Origin of the sequence: Paractinoplanes toevensis, assembly GCF_018332695.1 — a bacterium.
GTDB lineage: Bacteria > Actinomycetota > Actinomycetes > Mycobacteriales > Micromonosporaceae > Actinoplanes > Actinoplanes toevensis.
The window spans coordinates 32,046-55,536 of the sequence record NZ_BOQN01000089.1 but is presented as its reverse complement, the minus strand read 5'-3'; the positions used below and the strand labels follow the sequence as shown (position 1 = coordinate 55,536).

The following is a 23,491-nucleotide window of genomic DNA, read 5'->3' as shown; positions in this document are numbered from 1 at the left end:
TTTTCGCATGGGTTGGGACAGTTTCTCCGGCGACCAGGTCGCGGCAATGACGCAGGGTGAGAGCTTCTTCGCCGCGCCCGGGGAGCGGATCTGTCCCGCCTGCGGCAAGCGGCGGCTCCGGGCGTACGTCAATGCGCCGTCGAACGCCCGTCGCCCGACGCTGGTCAGCTATGTCTGGTGTTCGGCGTGCCGCAAGTTCGTCGGCACCCGGGCGGCCCACCCGGCGGGACTGGTGTTCTCCGATCCGCTGGCCCTGCTCACCGTCGCCGAGCGGCGGGAGCTGGAGGGCAGCCTGGTCGGCTTCCTCGCGCATCTCGACGAGCTGTGGGATTCCGGCGTGCTGCCGCAGTCCTTCGCCGCCTGACCGCTTTCTTCCCTTGCCCTTCCCGGCACAGTGGTTCTATGGTTCGTTACATGAGTAATGAACCGCAGAACTAGGGAGGCTCCGGTGTTCGACGACCGCAGCCCGATCTACCTGCAGATCGCCGACGGCATCAAGAACGACGTGCTGAGCGGAGCCCTCAAGGAGGACGAACAGGTCATGTCCACCAACCAATATGCGGCGTTCTACCGGATCAACCCGGCCACCGCGGCCAAGGGCTTCGCCCAGCTGGTCGACGAGGGCGTGCTCTACAAGAAGCGAGGCATCGGCATGTTCGTCAGCCCCGATGCCCGGGAGAAACTGCGGGCGGCGCGGCGCGAGCGGTTCTTCACCGAGGTGGTCGACCCGGTGCTGGTCGAGGCGAAACGCATCGGCATCGGCGTCGACGAGATCGTCCGGCACCTCGGCGGTGCCCGATGATCGAGCTGCGCGATCTCACGGTGCGATACGGGTCGACCGTCGCGGTCGACGACGTGAGCCTCGACCTGCCCACCGGCAAGATCTACGGCCTGCTGGGCCGCAACGGCTCCGGCAAGACCAGCCTGCTCAGCGCGCTCGCGTCCTACCGTCGGCCGACCCGCGGCTCGGTCCGGTTCGACGGCGCCGACGCGTTCGAAGATCCGGCCGTCATGCGGCAGACCTGCTTCGTTCGCGACACCCTCGACGTCAATGACGCCGAGCGGGTGCGCGGGGTGCTCGCCGTGGCCGGGTGGCTGCGCCCGGGCTGGGATCAGGACTACGCCGACCGGCTGCTCGACCTGTTCGAGCTCGAGCCGCGCAAACGGATCTCGGCGCTGTCCCGGGGGCAGCGGTCGGCGGTCGGCGCGGTGCTCGGCCTGGCGTCCCGGGCCCCGCTGACCATCCTCGACGAGACCTATCTGGGGATGGACGCGGTCGCCCGCAGCAACTTCTACCGCGAGCTGCTCGCCGACTACCTCGCCCACCCGCGCACGATCATCCTCTCCACCCACCTCATCGAGGAGGTCGCCGACCTCTTCGAGCGGGTGATCATCCTCGATCACGGGCGGTTGCTGCTGCACGAGGAGACCGACGAGCTGCGCGGCCGGGGCATCACCGTGACCGGTCCGGCCGACGCGGTCGAGGCCTTCGCCGGCGGTCATCCCGTGCTGGGCGAGCAGAGCCTCGGCGGCGTGCGCGCGGTGACGCTCGACTGGCGGCCCGAGCCGGCCGACGTGGCCCGCGGTGAAGCGGCCGGCCTCACCTTCGGCCCGGTCGGCATCCAGGACCTCTTCATCCACCTCACGTCACCGTCGAAGCGGCTGGAGGCCATCCGATGAGCATGCACGGCGCCCTGTTCCGGATCTACCGGCCGATCATCATCCCGTTCGCGGCGATCCTGCTCACCGCCGACCTGTTGGTCACCGGGGTGGTCGTGGGCGGCAACGGCGAGATCGGCTTCAGCATGTGGCTCGTGCTGGCCGGCTCGGCCGCGAAATATTGGCTGCTCGTGGTCGGCATCATGCTCGTCGTCATGCAGCTGCGCGTGTTTCTCGCCAACGGCCGCACCCGCCACGAGTTTCTCGCCGGAGCGGGAGTGTTCGGCCTGATCGCGTCGGCCACCTTCGCGGCGGTCGTGGTGCTCGGCCACGCCCTGGAAGGCGCCGTGCTCGACGCGATCGGTGGTCGCGGCGACGGCTATCCGGTGCTGTCGGTGGGCGGCCTGCTGGGCGAGTTCGGCCAGGTGTTCCCGGAGACGATCGCCTACCTCATCTCGGGGGCGCTCATCTCGGCCGGTTTCTACCGCTGGCGGCCGTGGATCGGCCTGGTCGTGATGATCGGTGGCGCGGTCCCGGCCGGGGTGGCCGACAGCCTGCTCGGCATCGACGAGTTCGGTGTCGTGCCGGCCCACCTGCCCTACGCCGCGGCCCTGGCACTGTCGCTGGCGGCCACGGCCCTCGCGGCGCTGGCGTTCCAGCGGGTCATCGGCGACGTCGCGATCCGGCGCACGGCCGGCTGAGGCTCAGAGGTGGGTGGCCCGGTGCGCCGAGAGCTCGTACAACCAGTCGCGGGTGATCGGCATCTCGGAGCCGCCGGTCACGCGGCGCAGGGCATCGCCCGGGGCGATGCCGAGCAGCACCAGCGTCGTGCAGGCCAGCAGCGTCGAACGGCCGACGCCGCCGAAGCACTGGGTCGCCACGAACCGTCCGGCCCGCACCTGGGCGGCCAGCCGGCCGGCCAGGCTGACCACCCTGGCCGCCTCCTCGCGGGGTATGCCGCCCTCGGCCGCCGGGAACGAGACGAAGTCCACACCGAGGGCCGCGGCGGTGGCCGCGGTTCCGCCGAGCCCGAGTCGCTGCTGCTCGACATTGGTCAGCGCCGATACCAGGACGCTGACACCGGTGTCGGCGAGAGCGCTCAGTTCGTCCGCCTCCCAGCCGTCCCCGCGGGGGTGCGCGATCGTGGCCAGCTGGCCGGAGCCGAGCCCTGCGATCACGTGGAGTGATGCTCTCATGAACCCGTAGTTCCCTTGTCCCGTGGCGGCGGACGGGTGATCCCGTGAGTGGCTTACGCAGAGTAGGGTCACCCCCGGCATGCCCGCTAGCTGGAAGGCGCGAGAAAAGTGACGACTCCTCGGAAGACCCGCGTCGCGATCGTGTTCGGTGGTCGCAGCACCGAGCACGCGATCTCGTGCGTGAGCGCCGGGAGCCTCCTTGGCGCTCTCGACCGCGATCAGTACGAGGTCGTTCCGGTCGGCATCACCCGCGAGGGCGCCTGGGTGCTGGCCGCCGGCGATCCGGCCGATCTGGCCATCACCGACCGGCGGCTGCCCGAGATCACCACGGCCAGCGGCAGCGCGGTGGTGCTCGCCGCCGACCCGACCGCGACCGAGCTGATCGTGCGCGACCCGGTCGCCGGCATCTCCTCGCTGGCCGGCGTCGACGTGGTCTTCCCCGTGCTGCACGGCGCCTACGGCGAGGACGGCACCATCCAGGGCATGCTCGAGATGGCCGGCATCCCCTACGTCGGTGCCAACGTCTTCGCCTCGGCCGCCGCCATGGACAAGGAATTCACCAAGAAGCTGGCGATCGTCGAGGGCATTCCGGTCGGCCCCTACGCGGTGCTCCGGGCCGGCGCCGAGCTGTCCGAGGCCGACAAGGAACGGCTGGGCCTCCCGGTCTTCGTGAAGCCGTCCCGGGCCGGCTCGTCGCACGGCATCACCAAGATCACCGACTGGGCCGACCTCGACGCGGCCGTCGCCACCGCCCGGCAGATCGACCCCAAGGTGCTGGTCGAGGCCGCGATCGTGGGCCGCGAGATCGAGTGCGGGGTCCTCGAGGGCGAGGCCGGCGGAGCGCCCGAGTCGTCGCTGCTCGCCGAGATCCACGTCGACGGCAACGACTGGTACGACTTCGAGACGAAATACATCGAGGGCAGCCGCTACGACATCCCGGCCGACCTGCCCGCCGAGGTGGCCGCACAGGTTCAGGAGTACGCCCGGCGCACCTTCACCGCGCTCGACTGCGCCGGCCTGGCCCGGGTCGACTTCTTCGTCACCGCCGACCACCAGATCTACCTCAACGAGATCAACACGATGCCCGGCATGACGCCGACCTCGATGTTCCCGCTGATGTGGGCGGCCACCGGCCTCGAATACCCGAAGGTCGTCGACCGGCTGATCCGCACCGCGCTACGCCGCGGTACCGGCCTTCACTGAGTGCACCCCGAGGGCACGCCCTTGGTCGTCGACTTGATCGTCTTGACCACGGCGTCGGAGAACTCGTTGGCCCACTGGGCCGTCTGCTGATAACTGCCCGGCACCGTCACCTGCACGGCCACCTCACGGTCCATCGTGGTGAAAACGTCCGCGGCCGGACCGTCGGCGCCCCACCAGCAGACGCCGTTCATCGCGAACATGGTGGCGTCCAGCGGGACGCAGCCGTCGTGCCCGCCGTCCACCCGCTCGCACATCGTGGGCTGGGTGATCCCGCAGGCCACCGTGATCGGGGGCTCGCCGTACGCGGCGTTCTGCTCGGGGCCGGCGCTGACCTTGCGGGCCGGCAGATCGCGGACCCTGGTCGGCAACTGCGACGTCACGGCCAGGCAGACCTGGGTGGTGCGAGCATCCAGCTTCGGCGCGGCCATCTGCACCGCAGTGGACGGAACCACCGCCGGCACGGTCGCCGACGGGGTGGGCCGGGCATCCGCGTCGTCGTGCGGCGCCACCTTCCAGAACGCGAGGAGACCGGCCAGCAGCGCCACCGGAACGGCGATCGCGGTGGCCCAGAGGGCGGCCCCCCGCGTCGTCGTATCCGGCTTCTTCCGCTGCTCCGGCGGAGTCTCCACGTCGACCATGCTCAGAGGTTTACCACGGAGCAGGTGAGCGTCCGCATGATGCCCGTGACGTTCTGGACCTGGCTCACAATCAGCCCACCCAGATCGTCTACGGTGTGTGCCTCGGCCAGCACGACCACGTCGTACGGGCCGGTGACGGCGTCCACCCGGATGACACCGGGTATTTTGCCTATCGCGGCGGCCACGTCATGGGCCCTTCCGACCTCTGTTTGGATCAGGATGTATGCCTGGACCACGATCCGCTCCCATCCTCTGCCAGCCGTAACTCGAACGTGAAACTACCGTAAGAATCGACGCGGCTGCGGGATGCCACCGGTACGGAAAGGCTGCACACAGTGAGCATTGCCGAGATCGGCGAGTTCGGGCTGATTGCCCGGGTCGTCTCGCGGCTCGAAACCGGCCCGACGGTCCTGCTCGGGCCGGGCGACGACAGCGCGGTGGTGGCCGCGCCCGACGGCCGGGTGGTGGCCTCCACCGACGTGCTCGTCGAGGGCCGGCACTTCCGCCGCGACTGGGGCAGCGCCTCCGACATCGGCCACCGGGCCGCCGCCGCCAACCTGGCCGACATCGCGGCCATGGGTGCCACCCCGACCGCGCTGCTGGTGGCGCTGTGCGCGCCCGCCGACCTGGAGGTCGGCTGGGCCGAGGAACTGGCGGTCGGCCTGTCGGCCGAGGCCGCGCTGGTCGGCGCGAGCGTGGTGGGCGGCGACATGTCGTCGAGCCCGACGCTCACCGTCGCGGTCACGGCACTGGGCGACCTGGGCGGGCGGCCTCCGGTGGTGCGCGGCGGGGCACAGCCGGGCGACATTCTCGCCCTTGCCGGGCGTACGGGACACGCGGCGGCCGGCTACACGATTCTTTCCCGCGGATTCCGTACGCCGAAAGCGCTGGTCGAGGCGTACCGGCGGCCCGAGGTTCCGTATTCGGCCGGGCCGCTGGCCGCCCGGCACGGCGCCACCTCGATGATCGACATCTCGGACGGCCTGCTCCAGGACCTCGGGCAGATCGCCACGGCCTCGCTGGTGGCCCTGGATGTGCACACCGACGCCTTCACGGTTCCGCCGCAGATGCGGGACGCGGCCACCGCCCTCGGTGTCGACCCGCTCCAGTGGCTGCTCGGCGGCGGCGACGACCACGCGCTCGCCGCGACCTTCCCGCCCGGCACGACACTGCCCGAGGGCTGGCGCGAGATCGGCCGGGTCTACGACGGCTCCGGCGTCACCGTCGACCGCAAACACTGGTCCGGGCCCCGAGGCTGGGACCACTTCAGCTGATTACTCTTTTTGGCGTGCCCGACATCAAGATCAGAATGGTGGACTTCGGCGAGCCGGCGGTCCGCGCCCTGCTCGTCGACGTCCTCGACGAACTCTCCGAACGGTACGGCGGCAGCGGCGACGACACGCCCATCGCCGACAGCGACTTCAGCCCGCCGGACGGCGCGTTCTTCGTGGCCGACGACGGCGAGAAACTGGTCGGCTGCGCCGGCTGGCGCCGGCACGGCGACGACGCCGAGCTGAAACGCATGTTCACCGCGAAATCGGCCCGCGGCCGCGGCCTCGGCCGCCGCATGCTCACCACGATCGAGGACTCGGCCCGCGAGGCCGGCTGCACCCGGCTGATCCTGGAGACCGGCGACCGGCAGCCCGAGGCGATCAACCTGTACGAGTCGGCCGGTTACGTCCGCATCGCGGACTTCGGCTTCTACGCCGGGGAGGACGGCGTCCTGTCCTTCGCCAAGGCGCTCTAGGCACACAAATAGCCGCCGGGCCACTGGCCCGGCGGCTGATGTGTCTGATGCGCCTGAGTCAGGCGCGCACGACCTTGCCGGCCTTGATGCACGAGGTGCAGGCCTTGACCTTCTTGGTCGTGCCACCACCGGCCGGGGTGCGCACCGACTGGATGTTCGGGTTCCAGCGGCGGTTGGTCCGCCGGTGCGAGTGGGACACGTTGTGGCCGAAGCCCGGTCCCTTGCCACAGACGTCGCACACGCTAGCCACGGGGTACTCCTGAGTTCTCAGCGAAACTTGAAGGCGCCCAGCAAAGACCGTCCGGGCAACCCGGCAAGGTTACCCGATGCCCCACCGCGACAGCCAATCGCCCCGGTCAGGGGGCGGTCACGGGAGAATGTCAGGGGCGGTTAGTACGATTTTCGCGTGCTGAAGACCCTCGACGCCGCCGCGGTCCACCGCTGGTGCGGTGGTGGGCTGAAAGCACTACGCGCCCACCAACACGAAATCGACGAGCTGAACGTCTACCCGGTGCCCGACGGCGACACCGGCACCAACCTCGTGCTGACCCTCACATCGGCCCAGCAGGCCCTCGACGAGCCCAACTCGGCCGACGAGCTCCATCCCGCCCTCCGTTCCGGCGGAGACGCATCGGTCCGCTCCGGCAGCGAGGCCGAGGCCCGCCCCGGCGACGCAGCCGCACACCATCGCGACGATGAGGCCGGGGGCCGTCCTGGCGACGGGGCCCGCTCCGGCGGTGAGACGTGGGCACGTCCCGGCGCGGAGAACGACGGCTTCGGCGGCGAGGCGGAGGGCCGATTCGCCCAGGGCGGGGTCGGTGAGCGGTCGCATGCGCTCACCGGCGAGGTGTTCGAGTCGGCGGCGGGGGACAAGGAGCCGGGCCGAACGCTGCGGCGGATGGCTCGCGGAGCGCTGCTCGGTGCCCGGGGCAACTCCGGCGTGATCGTCTCGCAGATTCTCCGCGGCATGGCCGACAGCATGGCCACCTCGGTCGCCGTGCGTGGCGGCGAGCTGGCCCGGGCGCTGCGTTCGGCCACCGAGGCCGCCTATGCGGCGGTGGCCCGCCCGGTCGAGGGCACCGTTCTGTCGGTGGTGGCGGCCGCCGCCGAGGGCGCCGGCCGCATCAAGTCCGACGACCTGGTCGCCGTGGCCCGCGCGGCGGCGGTCGCCGCCTCCGAGGCCCTGGCCCGCACCCCGCAGCAGCTCCCGATCCTGGCCCGAGCCGGCGTGGTCGACGCCGGCGGCCGCGGCCTGTGCCTGCTCCTGGACGCGCTGGTCGAAGCCCTGACGCCGGCCGACCCGCCCCACCTGGGCGACGCCGAGACGAGCCCGGCCGACCTAGCCGAATCGGACCGAGGCGGCGCAGTACCGCTTGCTCTCGGCGACCTCAGCGCGACCGTGGGCGGCGGGGATTCCGACGGCCTGGGCGCCGCCGACGACCGACCGAGCGCTGCGGCCGGTGCGGGCGGCTCGGCCGAAAGCTCGGGCGGGGAGCTGCTGGGGGCGGCCGAGGGCGGCTCGGGCGGGGAGCTGCTGGGGGCAGCCGAGGGCGGTGGTGGGTTCGGGTTCGAGGTGCAATACCTGCTGGAAGCTCCGGACTCGGCCGTCGGGGAGTTGCGGCGGGTGCTGGACGGGCTGGGGGATTCGCTCGTCGTGGTCGGGACGGGGGACGGCACCTGGAACGTGCACGTTCATGTGGGGGCCGAGGACATCGGGGCGGCTGTCGAGGCCGGGGTCGTCGCCGGGCGGCCGCGGCGGATCAGTGTTACGCCGCTGGAGCAGGCGCGCGGGCACGGGGCGGTGGTCGCCGAGGAACGGCCGGCGCTGCGGCGTGGAGCCGTGGTGGTCGCGGCGGGGGACGGGCTGGCGGCTCTGTTCGAGCATGAGGGTGCCACCGTGGTCGACCGGAACCCGTCGATCCGGGAGATGCTCAAGGCGATCGCGGCGACCCGGGCGGGGTGCGTGGTGCTGCTGCCGAACGACGCCAACACCCACGCGGTGGCCACCGCCGCGGCGCGGGAGGCGGAGGGCTCGGGCGTACGGGTGAGTGTGGTGCCGACCCGGTCGCCGGTGCAGGCGCTCGCGGCGCTGGCCGTGCGGGATGCCGGGCGGCCGTTCAGCGATGACGTGATCGCGATGGCCGAGGCAGCCGGTGCCTGCCGGTACGGCGAGGTCTGCACGGCCCAGCGGGACTCGCTCACGGTGGCCGGTCCGTGCCGGGCCGGTGACCTGCTCGGTCTGGTCGACGGCGAGGTGCACGTGATCGGCGCCGATCTGGAGGACGTGAGCCGCCGCCTGCTCGACCGGATGCTCGGCGGTGGCGGCGAGCTGGCCACCCTGGTGCTGGGGGCCGACGCCCCGATCTCCCTGGAGGAGACGCTGCGCGGTCACGTCACGCAGACCTGGCCGTTCGTCGAGTTGCAGTGTTATGCGGGCGGCCAGCCCCGATACCACCTGCTGGTGGGCGTGGAATGAGGAGCGGAATGAGCGAGCCGACCGACGGCGCGGAGACCACCGCCACGACGACCACGACGCCGTTGCGCAAGGTGCTCGGCGAGAAGACCGCGAAGGCCCTCGCCACCCACCTCGACCTGCACACCGCCGGCGACCTGATCTATCACTTCCCGCGGCGTTACGACGAGCGCGGCGAGCACACCGACATGCGCGACCTGCAGATCGGTGAGCAGGTGACGCTGCTGGCCCAGGTGCAGTCGATCAGCGTGAAGCCGATGCGCGCCCGCCGGGGCAACATGCTCGAGATCACCGTCGGGGACGGCTCGGGCGCGACGCTGACCTGCACCTTCTTCAACCAGGCGTGGCGCGAGCGGGAGTTGACGCGGGGGCGGTGGGGCCTGTTCGCCGGCAAGATCACCGATTTCCGGGGGAAGCGGCAGCTGAACGGTCCGGCCTATCAACTGCTGAGTGCCGACGCGACGCAGGACGAGGCGGCCGAGGAGATCGAGGAGTTCGCGGGCGCGCTGATCCCGGTCTACCCGGCCGCGCAGGCCGTGCCGACGTGGGTGATCGCCAAGTGCGTCCGCACGGTCCTGGACACGTTCCAGCCGCCCGACGACCCGCTCCCGGCCGCCGTGCGGGCCAACCGCAACCTGGTGGGCATCGGCACCGCGCTGCGGGAGATCCACCGTCCCACCTCGAAGGAGGCGCTGTTCTCCGCGAAGTACCGGCTGAAGTGGGACGAGGCGTTCGCCGTCCAGCTCACCCTGGTGCAGCGCCGGGCCCGCGCGGCCGGCACGCCGGGCCACGCCCGGCCGCGCATCGAGGGCGGCATCCTGGCGAAATTCGACGCCGGACTGCCGTACGAGTTGACCGAGGGCCAGCAGTCGGTCGGCGAGGAGATCGCGGCCGACCTGGCGAAACCGCACCCGATGCACCGGCTGCTGCAGGGCGAGGTGGGCTCGGGCAAGACGCTGGTCTCGGTGCGGGCCATGCTGCAAGTGGTCGACTCGGGCGGTCAGGCCGCCCTGCTCGCACCCACCGAGGTGCTCGCCACCCAGCACTTCCGCGGGATCAGCGAGCAACTGGGCGCGCTCGGCCGGGCCGGCGAGATCGACGGCGATCCGAGCGGCACCCAGCTCACCCTGGTCACCGGTTCGCTCGGCGCGGCGGCCCGGCGGGCCGCGCTGGCCAAGGTCGCGGACGGCACGGCCGGCATCGTGGTGGGCACGCACGCTTTGCTGTACGAGGGGGTCGACTTCCACGATCTCGGCCTGGTGGTGGTCGACGAGCAGCACCGGTTCGGGGTGGAGCAGCGGGACGCGTTGCGGGCGAAGGCGGCGGTTCCGCCGCACGTCCTGGTGATGACGGCGACGCCGATCCCGCGGACGGTCGCGATGACCGTCTACGGCGACCTCGAGACGTCCACGCTGTCGCAGTTGCCGCGGGGGCGGTCGCCGATCGCGTCGCACGTGGTGCCGCCGGAGCGCCCGGCCTTCCTCGACCGGGCCTGGCAGCGGTTGCGCGAGGAGGTGAAGGCCGGCCACCAGGCGTACGTGGTCTGCCCGCGGATCGGCGCCGCCGAGGGTGAGGAGGAGGAGCCGCCCGGCGACAACGAGCCGGCCCGCCGCCCGCCGCTGGCCGTGACCGAGGTGGCGCCGCTGCTGGCCGAGGGGCCGCTGCGGGGTCTGCGGATCGCGGTACTGCACGGCAAGCTGCCGGCCGACGAGAAGGACGCGGTGATGCGCTCCTTCGCGAAGGGCGACGTGGACGTGCTGGTCGCCACCACGGTGATCGAGGTGGGCGTCGACGTGCCCAACTCCACCGTCATGATCATCATGGATGCCGACCGGTTCGGCGTCTCCCAGCTGCACCAGCTGCGCGGCCGGGTGGGCCGGGGCTCGGCGCCGGGCATCTGTCTGCTGGTCACCGAGTCGGTGGAGGGGACGGCGGCCCGCGAACGGCTGGACGCGGTGGCCGCCACCACGGACGGTTTCCGGCTCTCCGAGATCGACCTGGAGCAGCGTCGCGAGGGCGACGTGCTGGGGGCGTCCCAGTCCGGCCGGCACTCGCATCTGCGGTTGCTGTCGCTTCTTCAGGACAGCAAGCTGATCACCGCGGCCCGGGCCGAAGCCACCGAGCTGATCGGCGACGACCCCGACCTGACGAAATATCCGGCGTTGGCCGCCTCGGTGGCCGCGCTGGTCGACGAGGAACGCGCTGAGTATTTGGAGAAGGGTTGATCCTGCACATCTGTCCGCGCGACACGTGGGAGCAAGCGGTCGCGGCGGGCGTCTACGAGGGCGACACGCTCGCCACCCAGGGCTACATTCACTGCTCCACCGAGAAGCAGGTGCACCGCCCGGCGACGTTCCTCTTCCGCGGCCGCACCGATCTGCTGTTGCTCCAGATCGACGAGTCCCGCCTGCCGACGCCGTTGACCTGGGAGGAGGGCGACCCGGCGCATCCCGACGGTGATCTCTTCCCGCACCTGTACGCCGCCCTGCCGATCGAGGCCGTAGTGGCGGTGACCGACTACCAGCCGGACGCCGACGGCTCGTTCTCGCCGCCGCAGGGGCTGTAGCGGGCGGGGACGCCCGGAAACGACGAGAGGCGCGCCGACCGGGTCGGCGCGCCTCTCTCAGTCAGTGCGTCAGGCGGTGAAGCGCACCTTGCGGCGGCGGGCCATGACGAACAGCACGGCACCGATGGCCAGCAGGCCGGCAGCGCCACCGGCGATGCCACCAGCGGCGGCACCGGTGACGGGCAGACCGCCACCCTCGCCCTCGCAGTCGGCCGGCTTCTCGTAGTTGATGTCGGTGAAGTCCGAGTAGGTCTCGCCGTCGATCGTGACCTCGACGGTCACTCGGAGCGAGAAGCCCTCGGTGGCGCTGAAGGTCTCGGTCTTCTTCTCACCGGGCTTGATGACGGTGGTGCGCTCTTCGCCCTTGGAGGTCTTGAACTTCAGGGTGAAGGTGGTGCCGCCGACCGGGTTGTCCAGGCCGATGACCAGCGTGTCGCAGTTGAACTCGAGGATCTCCTTGGGCTCGACCGGCTCGTCCGTGGTGGACGGGGTCGGGATCGGGATCTCCGGGGTGGTCTCGCTCGGGGTCGGGCTCGACGGGGTGGTCGTCGCCGGGCTCGACGGACCGGACGAGGACGGCGTCGGGTTCTCCGGCGTCGACGGGTTGTCGGTCGGGCACTTCTCCGGCTTGTGGACCGTCTTGGTCTGCGGGTCGCCGTTCCGGTCGTGGCCGTCGTTGGTGTAGCCGTCGGTCCAGATCAGGACGACCGAGAGCCGCACCTCGGTGACGCTTTCGGTGCTGACCGTGGTCGCGCCGTGCACCTGCTCGTCCGGCTTGCGGTCGGTATTGGGCTTGACGACCGTGGCGGCGTCGGCCAGCGCGCCGGTCAGGCCGTTGTCGACCTTCTTCCACTGACCGTTGCCGCTCTTGACCTCGATCTTGGTCTTGGTCAGGTCGACCTTGGCGTCGAGCTGGTAGTCGTTGCCGACCGACCAGTCGACGGTCCAGCTCTTGTCGCGGATGCAGTCGGTCGAACCGTCGACGGATGGTGCGTGGGCGCTGGCGGGCGCGGCGATGGCCACGACGCCGCCCAGGCCGAGCAGCGCGCCACCGAGGACGGCGGCAGTGCGCTGGAGCTTGGTCTTAAGCAGGTTCACGCCTACTCCTGGGTTGGGGTCAGGGGTGCGTCGAGGAAGCGGCGGGCCGACGCCAGAACGGGGGCGAGGCGGTCGACGAGGCCTCCCCACGTCGTCGTCGACACGGGGCCGTAACCACGTGCAACGAGCCATGACGATAGCCACTAAGGCGAAGCTGGGAAATGCCTCAGCGGGCGTTAAGTTTGTTGATACAAATCCGTGATCTTCCATGCACTGAGCGGATTCTCTCCACTCCCGAGCGTGTGCGGTGAAGGGGATTTGTTCACTCCAGGATTGCCCTGCGTGAGTAGTGAAGTAGCGTCGAGTGGTGCTATCCAACGACCCCGGAGAGGTCGCATGACCAGGATCATTGCGGGCGCCCACGGAGGCCGCCGGCTGTCCGCTCCGGCCGGTGCGGGCACCCGGCCCACTTCGGACCGTGTTCGGGAAGCCCTGTTCAGCGCGCTGCACTCGATGATCGACCTGGACGGCGTGCGTTTCGCGGATCTTTATGCCGGTTCGGGGGCGGTCGGACTCGAGGCCCTGTCCAGGGGAGCTACCCATGCACTTCTGGTCGAATCGGACGCTCGCGCGGCCCGCACGATTCGCGACAACATCGTGGCGCTGCGTGTCGGTGCTTCGGCCCGGCTCGTCACCGGCAAGGTCGCCCAGGTGCTCGGGGCTCCGCCCGACGGTGGCCCGTACGACGTGATCTTCGTCGATCCGCCGTACGCCGTGAGCGACCACGAGATCGTGGAACTGCAGCAGGATCTGCTGGCCAACGAGTGGCTCGCCAAGGACGCCGTGCTGGCGATCGAGCGAGCGAGCCGGGGCGATCCGATGAGCTGGGTGGAGGGCGTCACCGCCGACCGCCACCGACGTTACGGCGAGACTACTCTTTGGTACGGTCGCCGATCATGAGACGAGCTGTCTGTCCCGGCTCCTTCGACCCGGTCACCAACGGCCACCTCGACATCGTCGGGCGGGCCAGCCGGTTGTTCGACGAGGTGATCATCGGTGTTCTGATCAACCAGTCCAAGACCGGCCTGTTCACCATCGAGGAACGCATCGAGATGCTGGGCGAGGCAACCGCGCAGTACGAGAACGTCCGGGTCGCCTCGTTCCACGGCCTGCTCGTGGACTTCTGCAAGGCGCAGGGCGCGGCCGTGGTGATCAAGGGTCTGCGGGCGGTCAGCGACTTCGACTACGAGTTGCAGATGGCGCAGATGAACATCGGGTTGTCCGGCGTGGAGACGCTGTTCATGCCGACCAATCCGCTTTACTCCTTCCTGTCTTCCAGTCTTGTCAAAGACGTGGTCAAGTGGGGTGGCGACGCGTCGGCGTACGTCCCGGACTTCGTCGGTGAGCGGTTGGTCGCGCGTCTCAAGCAGAACTGACCGCTACCGGCGCGCCGGAAACGGCTGCGACGGTCGCGCAGTAACGTGATCGCACCACGCTCCGTGGGTGTGAGATGACGGGAGTGAGAGACCGGTGGATCCGCTCGACAGCATCGACGAGATCATCGAACGCGTCCAGGATGCGCGATCCGTCCCGATGTCGCGGACGAACTTCATGTACGACCGGGCCGAGATGATCGATCTTCTCGACGCTCTCCGGTCGGCCCTGCCGTCCGAGATCCGCAAGGCCGCCGCCGTGCTCGACGAGCGTGACCGGATCATCGAGGCCGGCCGCCGGGAGGCCGACCGGATCATCAGTGAGGGTGAGACGGAACACGCTCGGCTGGTCTCGGTCAACGAGATCACGGTGTCCGCCGAGCACGAGGGTGCGCGGATCATCGCGGAGGCCCGCGGCGAGGCTCAGCGCCTGCGTGAGGAGGTCGACGACTACGTCGACACCGCGCTGGCCAACTTCGAGCAGTTCCTGACCAGGGCGCTCGCGTCGATAGAGCGCGGCCGGGATAAAATGCATGCGCTGCGCGAGATCGGGACTTTCCAGGGCGAGGACAGCGAGCGCCCGCTCCCGTTCTAGAGGGCCGATTCGACGTTACGCCCGCTGCTCAGGTAGCCTTTTTCGTCGGCCTACCTACAGGCTGAGAGTTCACCATGCCAAAGTCTCCGAAGAGTCACCTCAACCCCAGGCAGCCGCTTGTCGTCGACACGACCAAGCTTCCGCGGCAGCCTGGCGCGACGCGTGCCCTCAAACGGGTGATCCCGGCGCCGGCGGACCTCGGCCTGGAGATGATCTCGGTCCTCGAGGGGTCGGACGTCGAGCTCGATCTCGTGCTCACGTCGGTCTCCGAGGGGGTCTACATCAGTGGCAGGGTCCGTGGCTCGCTCTCCGGCGAGTGCGGTCGCTGCCTCAACGAGATCAACCAGTCCTTCGACGTCGCGGTCGCGGAGCTGTTCGCCTACGAGGACAGCACCACCGAGGAGACGACGGACGAGGACGAGGTCGGCCGGATGCAGGGCGACCTGATCGACCTGGAGCCGGCGGTACGGGACGCGGTGGTGCTAGCACTGCCGACCACTCCGCTCTGCCGGCCGGACTGCCCAGGCTTGTGCCCCGAGTGCGGGGTGCATTTCGACGACCTTCCGGCTGATCACAGCCACGAGGAAGTCGATCCCCGCTGGGCCGCTTTGCGTAACCTTCAAGGATCTGAGGAGTAGGAACCGTGGCCGTCCCGAAGCGCAAGATGTCGCGCAGCAACACCCGGTCCCGCCGGGCGAACTGGAAGGCGACCGCGGTTGCGACCGTGGCCTGCCCCCAGTGCAAGTCGCCGAAGCTGCCGCACACCGCCTGCTCGGTCTGCGGCACCTACAACGGCCGCCAGGTCCTCGAGGTCTGAGACCTTCGCGGAGTGACGCGCCCGATCATCGGGCGGGTCGCACCTGGGCCACGGCGAACCACCGGCTCCCCGGCTCCCGATCAGGAGCCGGCGACCGCGCGGATCGCCGTCGACCTCCTCGGCGGGGACCACGCTCCCGCCGTCGTGGTTGACGGCGCTCTGCGCGCCTTCCAGGACGATCCGTCCCTACACCTGTTGCTGGTCGGCCCGCCGGAGGCAGCCGATCCGATTCTTGCTGCCGTCGATCCGGTCGAGCGCGCCCGGCTCGGCATGCTGTCCGTGCCGGCGAGCGTCGAAGATCAAAAACAGGACCAGACCGGAGCAGGCGTACGCGCTGCCGTCCGCGCCGTGGCCACCGGCCAGGCCGACGCCGCCGTTTCGGCCGGTAACACCATCGACATCGTGCTCTCGGCCGCCCGCACCCTGGGCCGGTGGCCCGGGGTCCGCCGGTTCGCGCTGACCGCCGCGCTGCCCACCGCCGCCGGCCGCCTCGTACTGCTCGACGTCGGCTCCTCGGTCGACACCGATCCCGACACCCTTCTCATGCACGCCCGGCTGGGCGCCGCCTACGCGGCCGTGGTGCACGAGGTCGCCGAGCCCCGGGTCGGCCTGCTCACCATCGGCACCGAGAAGGGGAAGGGTGACCGGCTGCGCCGCGCCCTCCCACCGCTGCTGGAGGCCGCCCACCTGCCGGCCGGCGCGCGCTACGTGGGTCTGATCGAGGGCAACGACGTCGTGACCGGCGAGCGGGCCGACGTCGTGGTGACCGACGGTTTCACCGGAAACATCCTGCTCAAGGGCCTGGAGACCGCGTACTCGCGGCTGGGCCCGCCCGGTCGGGGCGCCCTCGAGGTGCCCCGCGCCGCCCTCCTGCTCGGCGTCGGCGGCACCGTCGTCGTCTGCCACGGTGCTGCCTCCGGCCCTGACCTGGCCGCCGGCATCGCCCTCGCCGCCCACCTGCACCGTCGCGCCGCGGTGGCGGCGATGGTCGACCTGATCCCGCACAACGAGGTGTCCCATGATGGATAAGCGCCGCCGGCCGTCCACCCTCCCGCTGGAGGAGGCGTTCGGTGTCCCGTTCGAGCCGCCCCTGCTGGAACGTGCCCTCACCCACCGCTCGTACGCGTACGAGAACGGTGGCCTGCCCACCAACGAGCGGCTGGAGTTCCTGGGCGACTCGGTGCTCGGCGTGGTGATCACGTCCGCGCTCTACCACAACCACCCGGACCTGCCCGAGGGCCAGCTCGCCAAGCTGCGGGCCAGCGTGGTGAACATGCACGCGCTGGCCGACGTGGCTCGCGGCCTGGGCCCGCACGGCCTCGGCCCGCACCTGCTGCTCGGTAAGGGTGAGGAGACCACCGGCGGCCGGGACAAGGCGAGCATCCTGGCCGACACGCTCGAGGCGCTGCTCGGCGCGATCTACCTGGAGCACGGCCTGGACACCGCGGGCGAGGTGATCCACCGGCTGTTCGACCCGCTGATGGCCGAGTCGGCCGGCCGGGGCGCGGCCCTGGACTGGAAGACCAGCCTGCAGGAGCTCACCGCGGCGCTCGGCCTGGGCGTACCGGACTACGTGATCGAGGACTCCGGCCCGGACCACGCCAAGACCTTCACGGCCTGGGTGGTGGTGGCCGGTGAGCGGTACGGCGGCTCCGAGGGGCGCAGCAAGAAGCAGGCCGAGCAGCGGGCGGCCGCGGCGGCCTGGCGCACCCTCAACGACCGCGGCAATGAAGCCGTGGAAGAGGCCGAGAAACCGGACGACGACGAGCAGTGAGCGTCGCGGTGGACGAGCGGCCGGAGGCGGAGCGGGCCGAGGAGAAGGCGGGCCTGTGGGAGGTGGCCGGCGCCTGGCGCGGGGTGCTCATCGCGGTGGGCATCTTCGCGCTGACCCGGGTCGCGCAACTGCTCATGCTGGTCTGGCTGGGCGGTGCGGCCGACGACGGGACGAGTCTGCGCGGCCGGTTGCTGGTCTGGGACGCGGGCTGGTTCCTGCGGGTGGCGGTGGACGGCTACCCACACGCGTACACCTATGACGCCCACCATGTGTTGCAGGGCAATGAGCTGGCCTTCTTCCCGTTGTACCCGATGCTCATCCGCGGCTTCGCCGCGGTGGGCCTCTCCGCGCAGAGCGCGGCGCTGGTGGTCGCCTGGGCCGCGTCGATCGCCGCGGCGGTAGCGCTGCACCTGCTCGGCACCACGCTGTACGGCAAGCGGACCGGCTGGGCGCTGGTCGCGATCTGCTGCAGTGCCCCGGTGTCGGTGGTGCTGTCCATGGCGTACTCCGAAGCGCTCTTCCTGGCCCTGGTGGCCGGCATGTTCACCGCCGCGCACCGGCAGGTGTGGTGGGCGGCCGGCCTGCTCGGTCTCGCCGCCGCGCTGACCCGCCCGACCGGAGCCGCCGCCGCGCTCGGCCTCGCCGTCGCCGCGATCATGGCGGTGCACCGGAACCCGTGGCGGGCCTGGCGGCCACTGCTGGCGGCCGGGGTGGCGCTGGCCGGGGTGCCGTTGTTCCTGGCCTGGGTGGGTCTGCGGGTCGGTGACTGGAGTGCCTGGTTCCGCATCCAGACCGCGGGCTGGGGCACGTCGTTCGACTACGGGAAGAGCACCTGGGACTTCCTCGACGAGACCCTGTCGTCGGGGGACGGCTGGATCCCGATGAGCGTGGCCCTGATCCTGCTGGCGGCGCTGGCCGCGGCCGGGGTCGGGCTGGCCATCCGGCCGTGGCCGCCGCTGGCCGTCTACGGGGTGGTGGCCATGGTGCTGGTGTACGGCCAGGCCGGCTTCTACCACTCGAAGCCGCGGCTGCTGCTGCCCGTACTCTTGACGCTGCTGCCGGCGGCCGTCGCCGCGGCCCGCGCCCGCCCCCGGGTCGCGGTGCTGTCGATCGTGGCGTGGGCGGCGTTCGGCCTGTGGTACGGCGCTTACCTGATCACTATCTGGCCTTATACGTTGTAAGGAGCCGCGGTGCCCGAGTTGCCCGAGGTCGAGACCGTTCGGCAGGGCCTGGCCAAGTGGGTGGCCGGCCGCACGATCGCGACCGTCGAGGTGCACCACCCGCGTTCGATCCGGCGCCACCTGCCCGGCGACGCCCACTTCATCGCGATGCTGACCGGCCGCACGGTCCTCGACGTGTCCCGCCGCGGAAAATACCTGTGGCTGCCGCTCGACTCCGGCGACGCGATCGTCGGCCACCTCGGGATGAGCGGCCAGTTGCTGATGCAGCCGGCCGACGCCGAGGACGAGAAGCACCTGCGGATCCGGTTCACGTTCACCGACGGCGGGCCGCAGCTCCGGTTCGTCGACCAGCGCACGTTCGGCGGCCTCGCGGTCAGCGAGGGCGGCGCCGAGTTGCCCGACGAGATCGCGCACATCGCCCGCGACCCGATGGACACGCTCTTCGACGACGAGGCGTTCGTGGCCCGGCTGCGCGGCAAGCACACCGAGGTCAAGCGGGCCCTGCTCGACCAGACGCTGATCAGCGGGGTGGGCAACATCTACGCCGACGAGGCGCTGTGGCGGGCGCGGCTGCACGGCGCCCGCCCCACCGACGCGCTGACCCGGCCGGTCGCGCGGCGGCTGCTCGCCCACGTCCGGGACGTGCTGGGCGAGGCCATCGTGGCCGGCGGCACCAGCTTCGACGAGCTCTACGTGAACGTGAACGGGGAGAGCGGCTACTTCGACCGGTCGCTCAACGCGTACGGCCGGGAGGGCGAACCGTGCCACCGCTGCGGCACCCCGATCCGCCGCGAGCAGTTCATGAACCGCTCCTCGTTCAGCTGTCCCCGCTGCCAGCCCCGCCCGCGTACGCGTTGACGTGCGGGCTGGCGTCGGTGGCCAGCCCGAAGCCGGCACCGCGCCGGCCCATCAGCCGCCGTGCCGCGGTGAGCAGCGCCGGCGGCACCCCGTGCACGATGTGCCCGTCGCCGGACCGCACCCCGTCCCCGTCCCAGCTCTGATAGGCCGACCACGGCCCTTCGAACGTGCAGATCCGGGTGCCCAGATCCCGGTAGAGCGGGTGGGTCGGCACGCCCGGGTTGAGCACGACCCGGTGCAGCCCGCGCCGTGCGGCCAGCCGGACGGTCAGCGCCACCGGTCCGACCCCACCCGACCCGGCCGGCGCCCGGTCCAGGAACAGCCCTTCCACGCCGTCCTCGCGCCAGGCGTCCACATCGGCCAGCACGTCGGCCAGCGACCGGCTGCCCCAGTCCAGGTCGATCCGGCCCAGCGACTGGTGCATGGTGCGACGCTCCCCGGGCAGGTCCCGGATGATCCAGGTCTCGGCGTCCAGGGTCAGCTCGGGCGACGGATGGGCGTACGGGGGGAACAGGGTCTTCACGGGGTCCTCCGGTGATCGGCGGCGGTCAGGGCGACGACGAGCAGGCCGGCCGCGTGGGTCACGGCGAGCGCGCCGACGGCGTTCGGCAGGGGGCCGGCGGCCGGTAGCGGTAGGAGCTTGAGGACGGCGACGGCGACCGGGGGAGCGGCCGCGAGGATGGCGGCGATCCCGGTGCGGCCGCGGGCGCCGAGCAGGAACGTGATGGCGAAGACGCCGCTGAGCAGGGTGCCGCCGGCCAGGGCCAGCACGCCGGTGGGCGCACCGGTGAAACCGGCCACCGCGAGCCCGCAGCCCAGCACCAGCGGCGGCAGCAGCCCGGTCAGTGTGACCAGGGTGACGCCCCGCGGCCGGGCGCCGAACTGGCCGATGTTCCAGGCGATCAGCGCCTCCAGGATCGGCACGGCGAGCAGCAGCGGCAGCCAGAACGGCAGGGTCGAACCGGACGGCCCGCCCCGCCAGAGCAGCGCCACGCAGACCGCCTGGGACGCGCCGATCACCAGGTAGCGGAAGGCGCGCTGACGCTCGGGCCGGGTCAGCCCGAACTTCCGGCGCGGATGGCCGGGCAGCATCGCCGGGCGGAACGCTCGCACCAGCGGCAGCACGATCGCCGCCGGCAGCAGCGTGCCCACCGGCAGCCACGGCACCGGGTTCCCGGCCAGCTCGGCCACCGTCGCCGCGCCCAGCACCCAGCTCGGCACGCTCCACCGCACCGCGGCGGCCTCGGCCCGGGTGACCAGCGCCGAGGTGATCGTGGCCAGGGTGGCGAGCCCGCTCAGGCCGACGACGAGGGCCAGTCCGCGGTGCGGGCCGACCATCGCGTCCGGCGCGACCCAGACCAGCGCGGACCAGAGTCCGGCCACCGCCCCGAACCCCGCTCCGACCAGGCGGCAGGCGGCGGCCGGTCCGGCTCGGCGAGCGACCGTGGCCCCGGTACAGGTCAGGGCCTGCGCGGCGGTCCAGCCGAGCAGCAGCGTGACCAGCGGGACCGGCCAGGCCACGTGCCGCAGGGTCCCGCTGCCGGCCACCCCGACGCTGATCGGGGCGAGGTAGAGGGCACACCGCAGCAGGGCGGCGCTCAGGCAGGCGCGGAGGGCGCCGGGCCGCCGGTGGTTGCGCGGCAGCGCGGGCAGGGTCGTCGGTCGCGGCGGTGCCGCGACCGCCGACTCCGCCGCATGTTTTGCGCGTACGCCGTCGTGCGGATGCCCGACCGCGCGGCGACGGGTGCGGCTCTTCGGCGTACGGGTCGAGGTGGCCGCCCGCCGGGGTGCGATCGTCATTGGTCCTCCCGGATCAGCCAGCGCAGCGTCGCGGGCGGCGAGGTCCGCGGGGCCGGAATGGTGAGCGCCAGTTCGAAGGCGGACACGGGCGCCGGCAGCGGCCCGGTCAGATCGGCGTAGAGGGCGCCGTAGACCCGGACCACCCGGTCGTTGGTGAAGTGGGTGAGCGCCCGTCGCCGGGCCGCGTCCCCGAGCTGCCGGCGCCGGTTCGGGCCGCGCAGCAGGCCGACGATGGCGATGGCCAGCTCGGCCGGGTCGTCCGGCTGCACCAGCACGCCCGCGTCGCCCAGCGTCTCGGCGGCCGGCCCGACATCCACCCCGACCACCGCCCGCCCCGACATCATCGCCTCGATCAGCCGGTACGGCGGGTCGGCCGGCCCCGGCACGTGCGCGACGACGTGCCCGGCCGTGTACCGGTCGCGCGGGTCCGCGGGCAGCGGATGCATGCGTACGGCCCGGCCCAGCCCGGTGCGCTCGATCTGCTCGGCGCAGTGGTCCTCGTGCGCCGGGGTGACCCCCACCAGGTGCAGCACGGTCCCCGGCATGGACGCCTTGACCTGCTCGAACGCGGCCAGCAGCGGGGTGAGGCCGCTGTCCGGCCCGCCGCTGCCGGCCCAGACCACGGCCGGATGCTCGGTGTTCGGCTCGGCGGTCACCGGGTACTCCGACGGGTCCACCCCGGCGGGCACCTGGACGAGCCGGTTCGCCTCGGCGCCGTGCCGCAGCGCCCAGCCGTGGTGATAGGCGCTGAGCGGGGCGATCAGGCCGGCCTCGGCGTACCCGGTGCGGGCCACCGCGGCCCGGAACCGGCGCAGCACCGCCCGCACCGCCGGCGACAGCCGTTCCTCGGCCGGCCGCTGCCGGGCCACCGGGGCCCGCGCCTCGGTGAGCAGCAGCGGGACCCCGGTCCGCCATCGACCGGCCAGCGCGGTCAGCAGCGGGGTGGTGCCGCCGACGCAGTGCACCAGGTCGGTCTCGGGCAGCGGCACGGCCAGCGCGCCGAGGGCGTGTTTGAGCAGGGTGGCCGCGGTCCGGGCGTCGCGGGTGCCGAGGCGGGGCAGGGTCGGCTCGTCGCTCGCCGCGCCGCCGCCGCGCCAGGCGTCCATCAGCAGGTCGGCGAGGGGCACGTGGGCGAGCGGGTCGGGGCGTTCGGCGGCGATCTCGGCGAGGCCACGCAGCCCGGCCGCGAAGCGGCTCTCCTCGAGCAGCCCCCGGCAGAGCAGGTGGGCGGCGCCTCGGCCGGCTTCGTTGGAGTCGCCACGGCGGCGCTCCCGGCCGGGGTCCCGGCAGACCTGGAGGGCCTCGGCCGAGGCGACGTTGAAGGGAAGCGGGTACGCGGGGACGGACGGCGGCTCGCGGTCCGTGACGGTCCGCAGATCGAAACGGAATCGGCGCAGCCCCTCGACGAGGGTGCGGCACCACCCGCTCAGCGCGTCCCGCCGGAACGGGTACCCGCCGCCGGTGAGCAAGCAGACGCGCTCCTGCGACGGGGTCGATTTCACGAAGGAGGCAACGAGACAGCCCGGGAAAGTTACGAGATCCTGTCGGGTAGGCGACACAATTCTGCGACTTTTATCCGATTTGCCGCCCGACTTGTCCCAAAAATCACGAAATTTAGCGGGAGTTCAGGGTATGGCGGACGGGGTTCGCCGGCGCCGGATACCCCGCCACCAGCACCCGGCGCCGTGCGTACGGTGATCGAGATGCCGAGAGGCTCACCGCCGCACCATCCTTGATCGTCAAGCTGATCAAGGCGGGCTCGACCGCGGCCGACCGTAAGCAGTCGGACCAGGCGAGTGCAAACCGGCAAAGGAAAACATAAGCCCAGGTAAAGAGCGGGAACGTGGCATGATTCACTGACCTTGGGGCCCGGTCCGCGGTCGCACCGCTTGACGGAGCGTGGGTATCGGCGGACTATGGAGGTGTCGCCAGTCGCGCCCACTCATGCCCGGTTTCACTTCAGGACATGAGACATCTGCACCTAAGACTACGTTCCGCGGGTGCATGAGTCTGTGCTCACGCGTGCCCGTGTGCATAGACATTTGGGTGCAAACTCGGCGCGCGCCGCGTGCGCGAAGTTCTCTAACCCAAGAAGAAGCAGTGCTTCTCAAGGAGTCACCATGGCGAAGGCCCTCTTCGGCCACGTAGGTGCGGCGCCCGATCGGCGCCTGCTCGACGAGGTCACCCGACTGCGTACCAGGGTGCAGTCCCTGGAGTTCGAGGTCACCCGCCTCCGGGCGGAGAATGACCGTCTGGCGGCAGCGGCCGCTGAAGCGGACGACATCCTGCGACTGACCGAGCCGGCGCTGACCTGAGCACCACCGGCCACCGCGAACCGGTGGCCGATCCCCCCAGTTCCATTGGGGCCAGCACCGCTCGACGCACCCCGAACAGCGCGCCTCCACATAGTGGCGGCGCGCATCTTTTTGTCCCCTTTGTCGGGTTTGGCGGCCATCGAGCGCGGCGTGCCAACCCCCCGGACCTGGGTACGGGTAGCCTCCTTGCCAACATCT

At 71.3% G+C, this 23,491-nt stretch carries 28 protein-coding genes; 20 read left to right on the top strand and 8 right to left on the bottom strand.

What is annotated here, in order from left to right; translation table 11 throughout:
• Positions 1 to 7: 7 nt before the first annotated feature.
• From Ato02nite_RS34790 to Ato02nite_RS34775, 4 genes are all read left to right on the top strand, one after another.
• Positions 8 to 364, top strand: a complete 357-nt coding sequence (locus Ato02nite_RS34790) for a hypothetical protein (protein ID WP_213010925.1) — start codon at positions 8 to 10, stop codon at positions 362 to 364.
• Positions 365 to 448: 84 nt separating this feature from the next.
• Positions 449 to 802 carry a GntR family transcriptional regulator gene (locus Ato02nite_RS34785; protein WP_213010924.1) on the top strand — a complete coding sequence of 118 codons (354 nt, stop codon included), beginning with the start codon at positions 449 to 451 and terminating at the stop codon, positions 800 to 802.
• Positions 799 to 1,680: an ABC transporter ATP-binding protein gene (locus Ato02nite_RS34780; RefSeq protein ID WP_213010923.1), complete on the top strand. Its 882-nt coding sequence runs from the start codon at positions 799 to 801 to the stop codon at positions 1,678 to 1,680. The genes Ato02nite_RS34785 and Ato02nite_RS34780 overlap by 4 nt, the downstream gene beginning before the upstream one ends.
• Positions 1,677 to 2,360: a hypothetical protein gene (locus tag Ato02nite_RS34775; protein WP_213010922.1), complete on the top strand. Its 684-nt coding sequence runs from the start codon at positions 1,677 to 1,679 to the stop codon at positions 2,358 to 2,360. Before Ato02nite_RS34780 ends, Ato02nite_RS34775 begins: the two co-directional genes overlap by 4 nt.
• A 3-nt stretch (positions 2,361 to 2,363) precedes the next feature.
• Here Ato02nite_RS34775 and Ato02nite_RS34770 read toward each other — a convergent pair whose 3' ends face one another.
• Positions 2,364 to 2,855, bottom strand: coding sequence for a protein-tyrosine phosphatase family protein (locus Ato02nite_RS34770; RefSeq protein ID WP_213010921.1), 492 nt, complete (start codon positions 2,853 to 2,855; stop codon positions 2,364 to 2,366).
• 108 nt (positions 2,856 to 2,963) lie between these two features.
• On the opposite strand from Ato02nite_RS34770, the gene Ato02nite_RS34765 reads away from it, so the two are divergent.
• Entirely contained in the window at positions 2,964 to 4,058 is a 1,095-nt protein-coding gene (locus Ato02nite_RS34765) for a D-alanine--D-alanine ligase family protein (protein ID WP_213010920.1), read from the top strand.
• Here Ato02nite_RS34765 and Ato02nite_RS34760 read toward each other — a convergent pair.
• Positions 4,052 to 4,696 (bottom strand): DUF3515 family protein, encoded by a 645-nt coding sequence (locus Ato02nite_RS34760; RefSeq protein ID WP_213010919.1) that lies wholly within the window; start codon positions 4,694 to 4,696, stop codon positions 4,052 to 4,054. The two genes, Ato02nite_RS34765 and Ato02nite_RS34760, sit on opposite strands and share 7 nt — an antisense overlap.
• Positions 4,697 to 4,698: 2 nt before the next feature.
• Complete coding sequence (locus Ato02nite_RS34755) at positions 4,699 to 4,932, bottom strand: Lrp/AsnC ligand binding domain-containing protein (RefSeq protein ID WP_213010918.1); 234 nt, start codon at positions 4,930 to 4,932, stop codon at positions 4,699 to 4,701.
• Positions 4,933 to 5,031: 99 nt separating this feature from the next.
• Here Ato02nite_RS34755 and Ato02nite_RS34750 point away from each other — a divergent pair, with 99 nt between their 5' ends.
• Positions 5,032 to 5,970: a thiamine-phosphate kinase gene (locus tag Ato02nite_RS34750; protein ID WP_213010917.1), complete on the top strand. Its 939-nt coding sequence runs from the start codon at positions 5,032 to 5,034 to the stop codon at positions 5,968 to 5,970.
• 14 nt (positions 5,971 to 5,984) lie between these two features.
• On the top strand, positions 5,985 to 6,443 hold the full coding sequence (locus Ato02nite_RS34745; RefSeq protein WP_213010916.1) for a GNAT family N-acetyltransferase: 459 nt from the start codon (positions 5,985 to 5,987) through the stop codon (positions 6,441 to 6,443).
• Between the two features lie 58 nt (positions 6,444 to 6,501).
• Here Ato02nite_RS34745 and rpmB read toward each other — a convergent pair whose 3' ends face one another.
• Positions 6,502 to 6,693: a 50S ribosomal protein L28 gene (rpmB, locus tag Ato02nite_RS34740; RefSeq protein ID WP_111654257.1), complete on the bottom strand. Its 192-nt coding sequence runs from the start codon at positions 6,691 to 6,693 to the stop codon at positions 6,502 to 6,504.
• A 156-nt stretch (positions 6,694 to 6,849) separates the two neighbouring features.
• On the opposite strand from rpmB, the gene Ato02nite_RS34730 reads away from it, so the two are divergent.
• From Ato02nite_RS34730 to Ato02nite_RS34720, 3 genes are read left to right on the top strand one after another with little or no spacing between them, the layout of a single operon-like run.
• The gene (locus Ato02nite_RS34730; protein ID WP_246607825.1) at positions 6,850 to 8,919 is read left to right on the top strand and encodes a DAK2 domain-containing protein; all 2,070 of its coding nucleotides are present in this window, start codon (positions 6,850 to 6,852) and stop codon (positions 8,917 to 8,919) included.
• Between the two features lie 8 nt (positions 8,920 to 8,927).
• Complete coding sequence (recG, locus tag Ato02nite_RS34725) at positions 8,928 to 11,141, top strand: ATP-dependent DNA helicase RecG (RefSeq protein ID WP_213010915.1); 2,214 nt, start codon at positions 8,928 to 8,930, stop codon at positions 11,139 to 11,141.
• Positions 11,138 to 11,482 carry a DUF952 domain-containing protein gene (locus tag Ato02nite_RS34720; protein ID WP_213010914.1) on the top strand — a complete coding sequence of 115 codons (345 nt, stop codon included), beginning with the start codon at positions 11,138 to 11,140 and terminating at the stop codon, positions 11,480 to 11,482. The genes recG and Ato02nite_RS34720 overlap by 4 nt, the downstream gene beginning before the upstream one ends.
• 69 nt (positions 11,483 to 11,551) lie before the next feature.
• Here the strand turns inward: Ato02nite_RS34720 and Ato02nite_RS34715 are convergent, their stop codons facing one another.
• Positions 11,552 to 12,580, bottom strand: coding sequence for a hypothetical protein (locus Ato02nite_RS34715; RefSeq protein ID WP_213010913.1), 1,029 nt, complete (start codon positions 12,578 to 12,580; stop codon positions 11,552 to 11,554).
• Between the two features lie 336 nt (positions 12,581 to 12,916).
• On the opposite strand from Ato02nite_RS34715, the gene rsmD reads away from it, so the two are divergent.
• The 9 genes from rsmD (at position 12,917) to mutM (ending at position 19,178) form a co-directional block, all read left to right on the top strand.
• Positions 12,917 to 13,480, top strand: coding sequence for a 16S rRNA (guanine(966)-N(2))-methyltransferase RsmD (gene rsmD, locus Ato02nite_RS34710; RefSeq protein WP_213010912.1), 564 nt, complete (start codon positions 12,917 to 12,919; stop codon positions 13,478 to 13,480).
• On the top strand, positions 13,477 to 13,956 hold the full coding sequence (gene coaD, locus Ato02nite_RS34705; protein ID WP_203800580.1) for a pantetheine-phosphate adenylyltransferase: 480 nt from the start codon (positions 13,477 to 13,479) through the stop codon (positions 13,954 to 13,956). Before rsmD ends, coaD begins: the two co-directional genes overlap by 4 nt.
• Before the next feature lie 94 nt (positions 13,957 to 14,050).
• On the top strand, positions 14,051 to 14,548 hold the full coding sequence (locus Ato02nite_RS34700; RefSeq protein ID WP_203800578.1) for an ATP synthase subunit B family protein: 498 nt from the start codon (positions 14,051 to 14,053) through the stop codon (positions 14,546 to 14,548).
• A 74-nt stretch (positions 14,549 to 14,622) separates the two neighbouring features.
• A complete protein-coding gene (locus tag Ato02nite_RS34695; RefSeq protein WP_213010911.1) occupies positions 14,623 to 15,186 on the top strand; it encodes a YceD family protein in 564 nt (187 codons plus the stop codon).
• A gap of 5 nt (positions 15,187 to 15,191) precedes the next feature.
• Positions 15,192 to 15,365, top strand: coding sequence for a 50S ribosomal protein L32 (gene rpmF / locus Ato02nite_RS34690; RefSeq protein ID WP_203724382.1), 174 nt, complete (start codon positions 15,192 to 15,194; stop codon positions 15,363 to 15,365).
• A gap of 27 nt (positions 15,366 to 15,392) precedes the next feature.
• Entirely contained in the window at positions 15,393 to 16,394 is a 1,002-nt protein-coding gene (locus tag Ato02nite_RS34685) for a phosphate acyltransferase PlsX (RefSeq protein WP_438873094.1), read from the top strand.
• Positions 16,384 to 17,139, top strand: coding sequence for a ribonuclease III (gene rnc / locus Ato02nite_RS34680; protein WP_213010909.1), 756 nt, complete (start codon positions 16,384 to 16,386; stop codon positions 17,137 to 17,139). Before Ato02nite_RS34685 ends, rnc begins: the two co-directional genes overlap by 11 nt.
• Positions 17,136 to 18,320, top strand: a complete 1,185-nt coding sequence (locus Ato02nite_RS34675) for a mannosyltransferase family protein (RefSeq protein ID WP_213010908.1) — start codon at positions 17,136 to 17,138, stop codon at positions 18,318 to 18,320. Before rnc ends, Ato02nite_RS34675 begins: the two co-directional genes overlap by 4 nt.
• A gap of 9 nt (positions 18,321 to 18,329) precedes the next feature.
• Positions 18,330 to 19,178 carry a bifunctional DNA-formamidopyrimidine glycosylase/DNA-(apurinic or apyrimidinic site) lyase gene (gene mutM, locus Ato02nite_RS34670; protein WP_213010907.1) on the top strand — a complete coding sequence of 283 codons (849 nt, stop codon included), beginning with the start codon at positions 18,330 to 18,332 and terminating at the stop codon, positions 19,176 to 19,178.
• Here mutM and Ato02nite_RS34665 read toward each other — a convergent pair.
• Genes Ato02nite_RS34665 through Ato02nite_RS34655 form a run of 3 tightly spaced genes read right to left on the bottom strand, consistent with a single transcriptional unit; the run spans position 19,138 to position 22,480 of the window.
• Complete coding sequence (locus tag Ato02nite_RS34665; protein ID WP_213010906.1) at positions 19,138 to 19,701, bottom strand: spherulation-specific family 4 protein; 564 nt, start codon at positions 19,699 to 19,701, stop codon at positions 19,138 to 19,140. The genes mutM and Ato02nite_RS34665 overlap by 41 nt on opposite strands.
• The gene (locus tag Ato02nite_RS34660; RefSeq protein ID WP_246607822.1) at positions 19,698 to 20,978 is read right to left on the bottom strand and encodes a hypothetical protein; all 1,281 of its coding nucleotides are present in this window, start codon (positions 20,976 to 20,978) and stop codon (positions 19,698 to 19,700) included. The genes Ato02nite_RS34665 and Ato02nite_RS34660 overlap by 4 nt, the downstream gene beginning before the upstream one ends.
• Entirely contained in the window at positions 20,975 to 22,480 is a 1,506-nt protein-coding gene (locus Ato02nite_RS34655) for a DUF3492 domain-containing protein (RefSeq protein WP_213010905.1), read from the bottom strand. Before Ato02nite_RS34655 ends, Ato02nite_RS34660 begins: the two co-directional genes overlap by 4 nt.
• Positions 22,481 to 23,098: 618 nt before the next feature.
• Here Ato02nite_RS34655 and Ato02nite_RS34650 point away from each other — a divergent pair.
• Positions 23,099 to 23,293, top strand: coding sequence for a hypothetical protein (locus tag Ato02nite_RS34650; protein ID WP_213010904.1), 195 nt, complete (start codon positions 23,099 to 23,101; stop codon positions 23,291 to 23,293).
• The last annotated feature ends 198 nt before the right edge of the window (positions 23,294 to 23,491 follow it).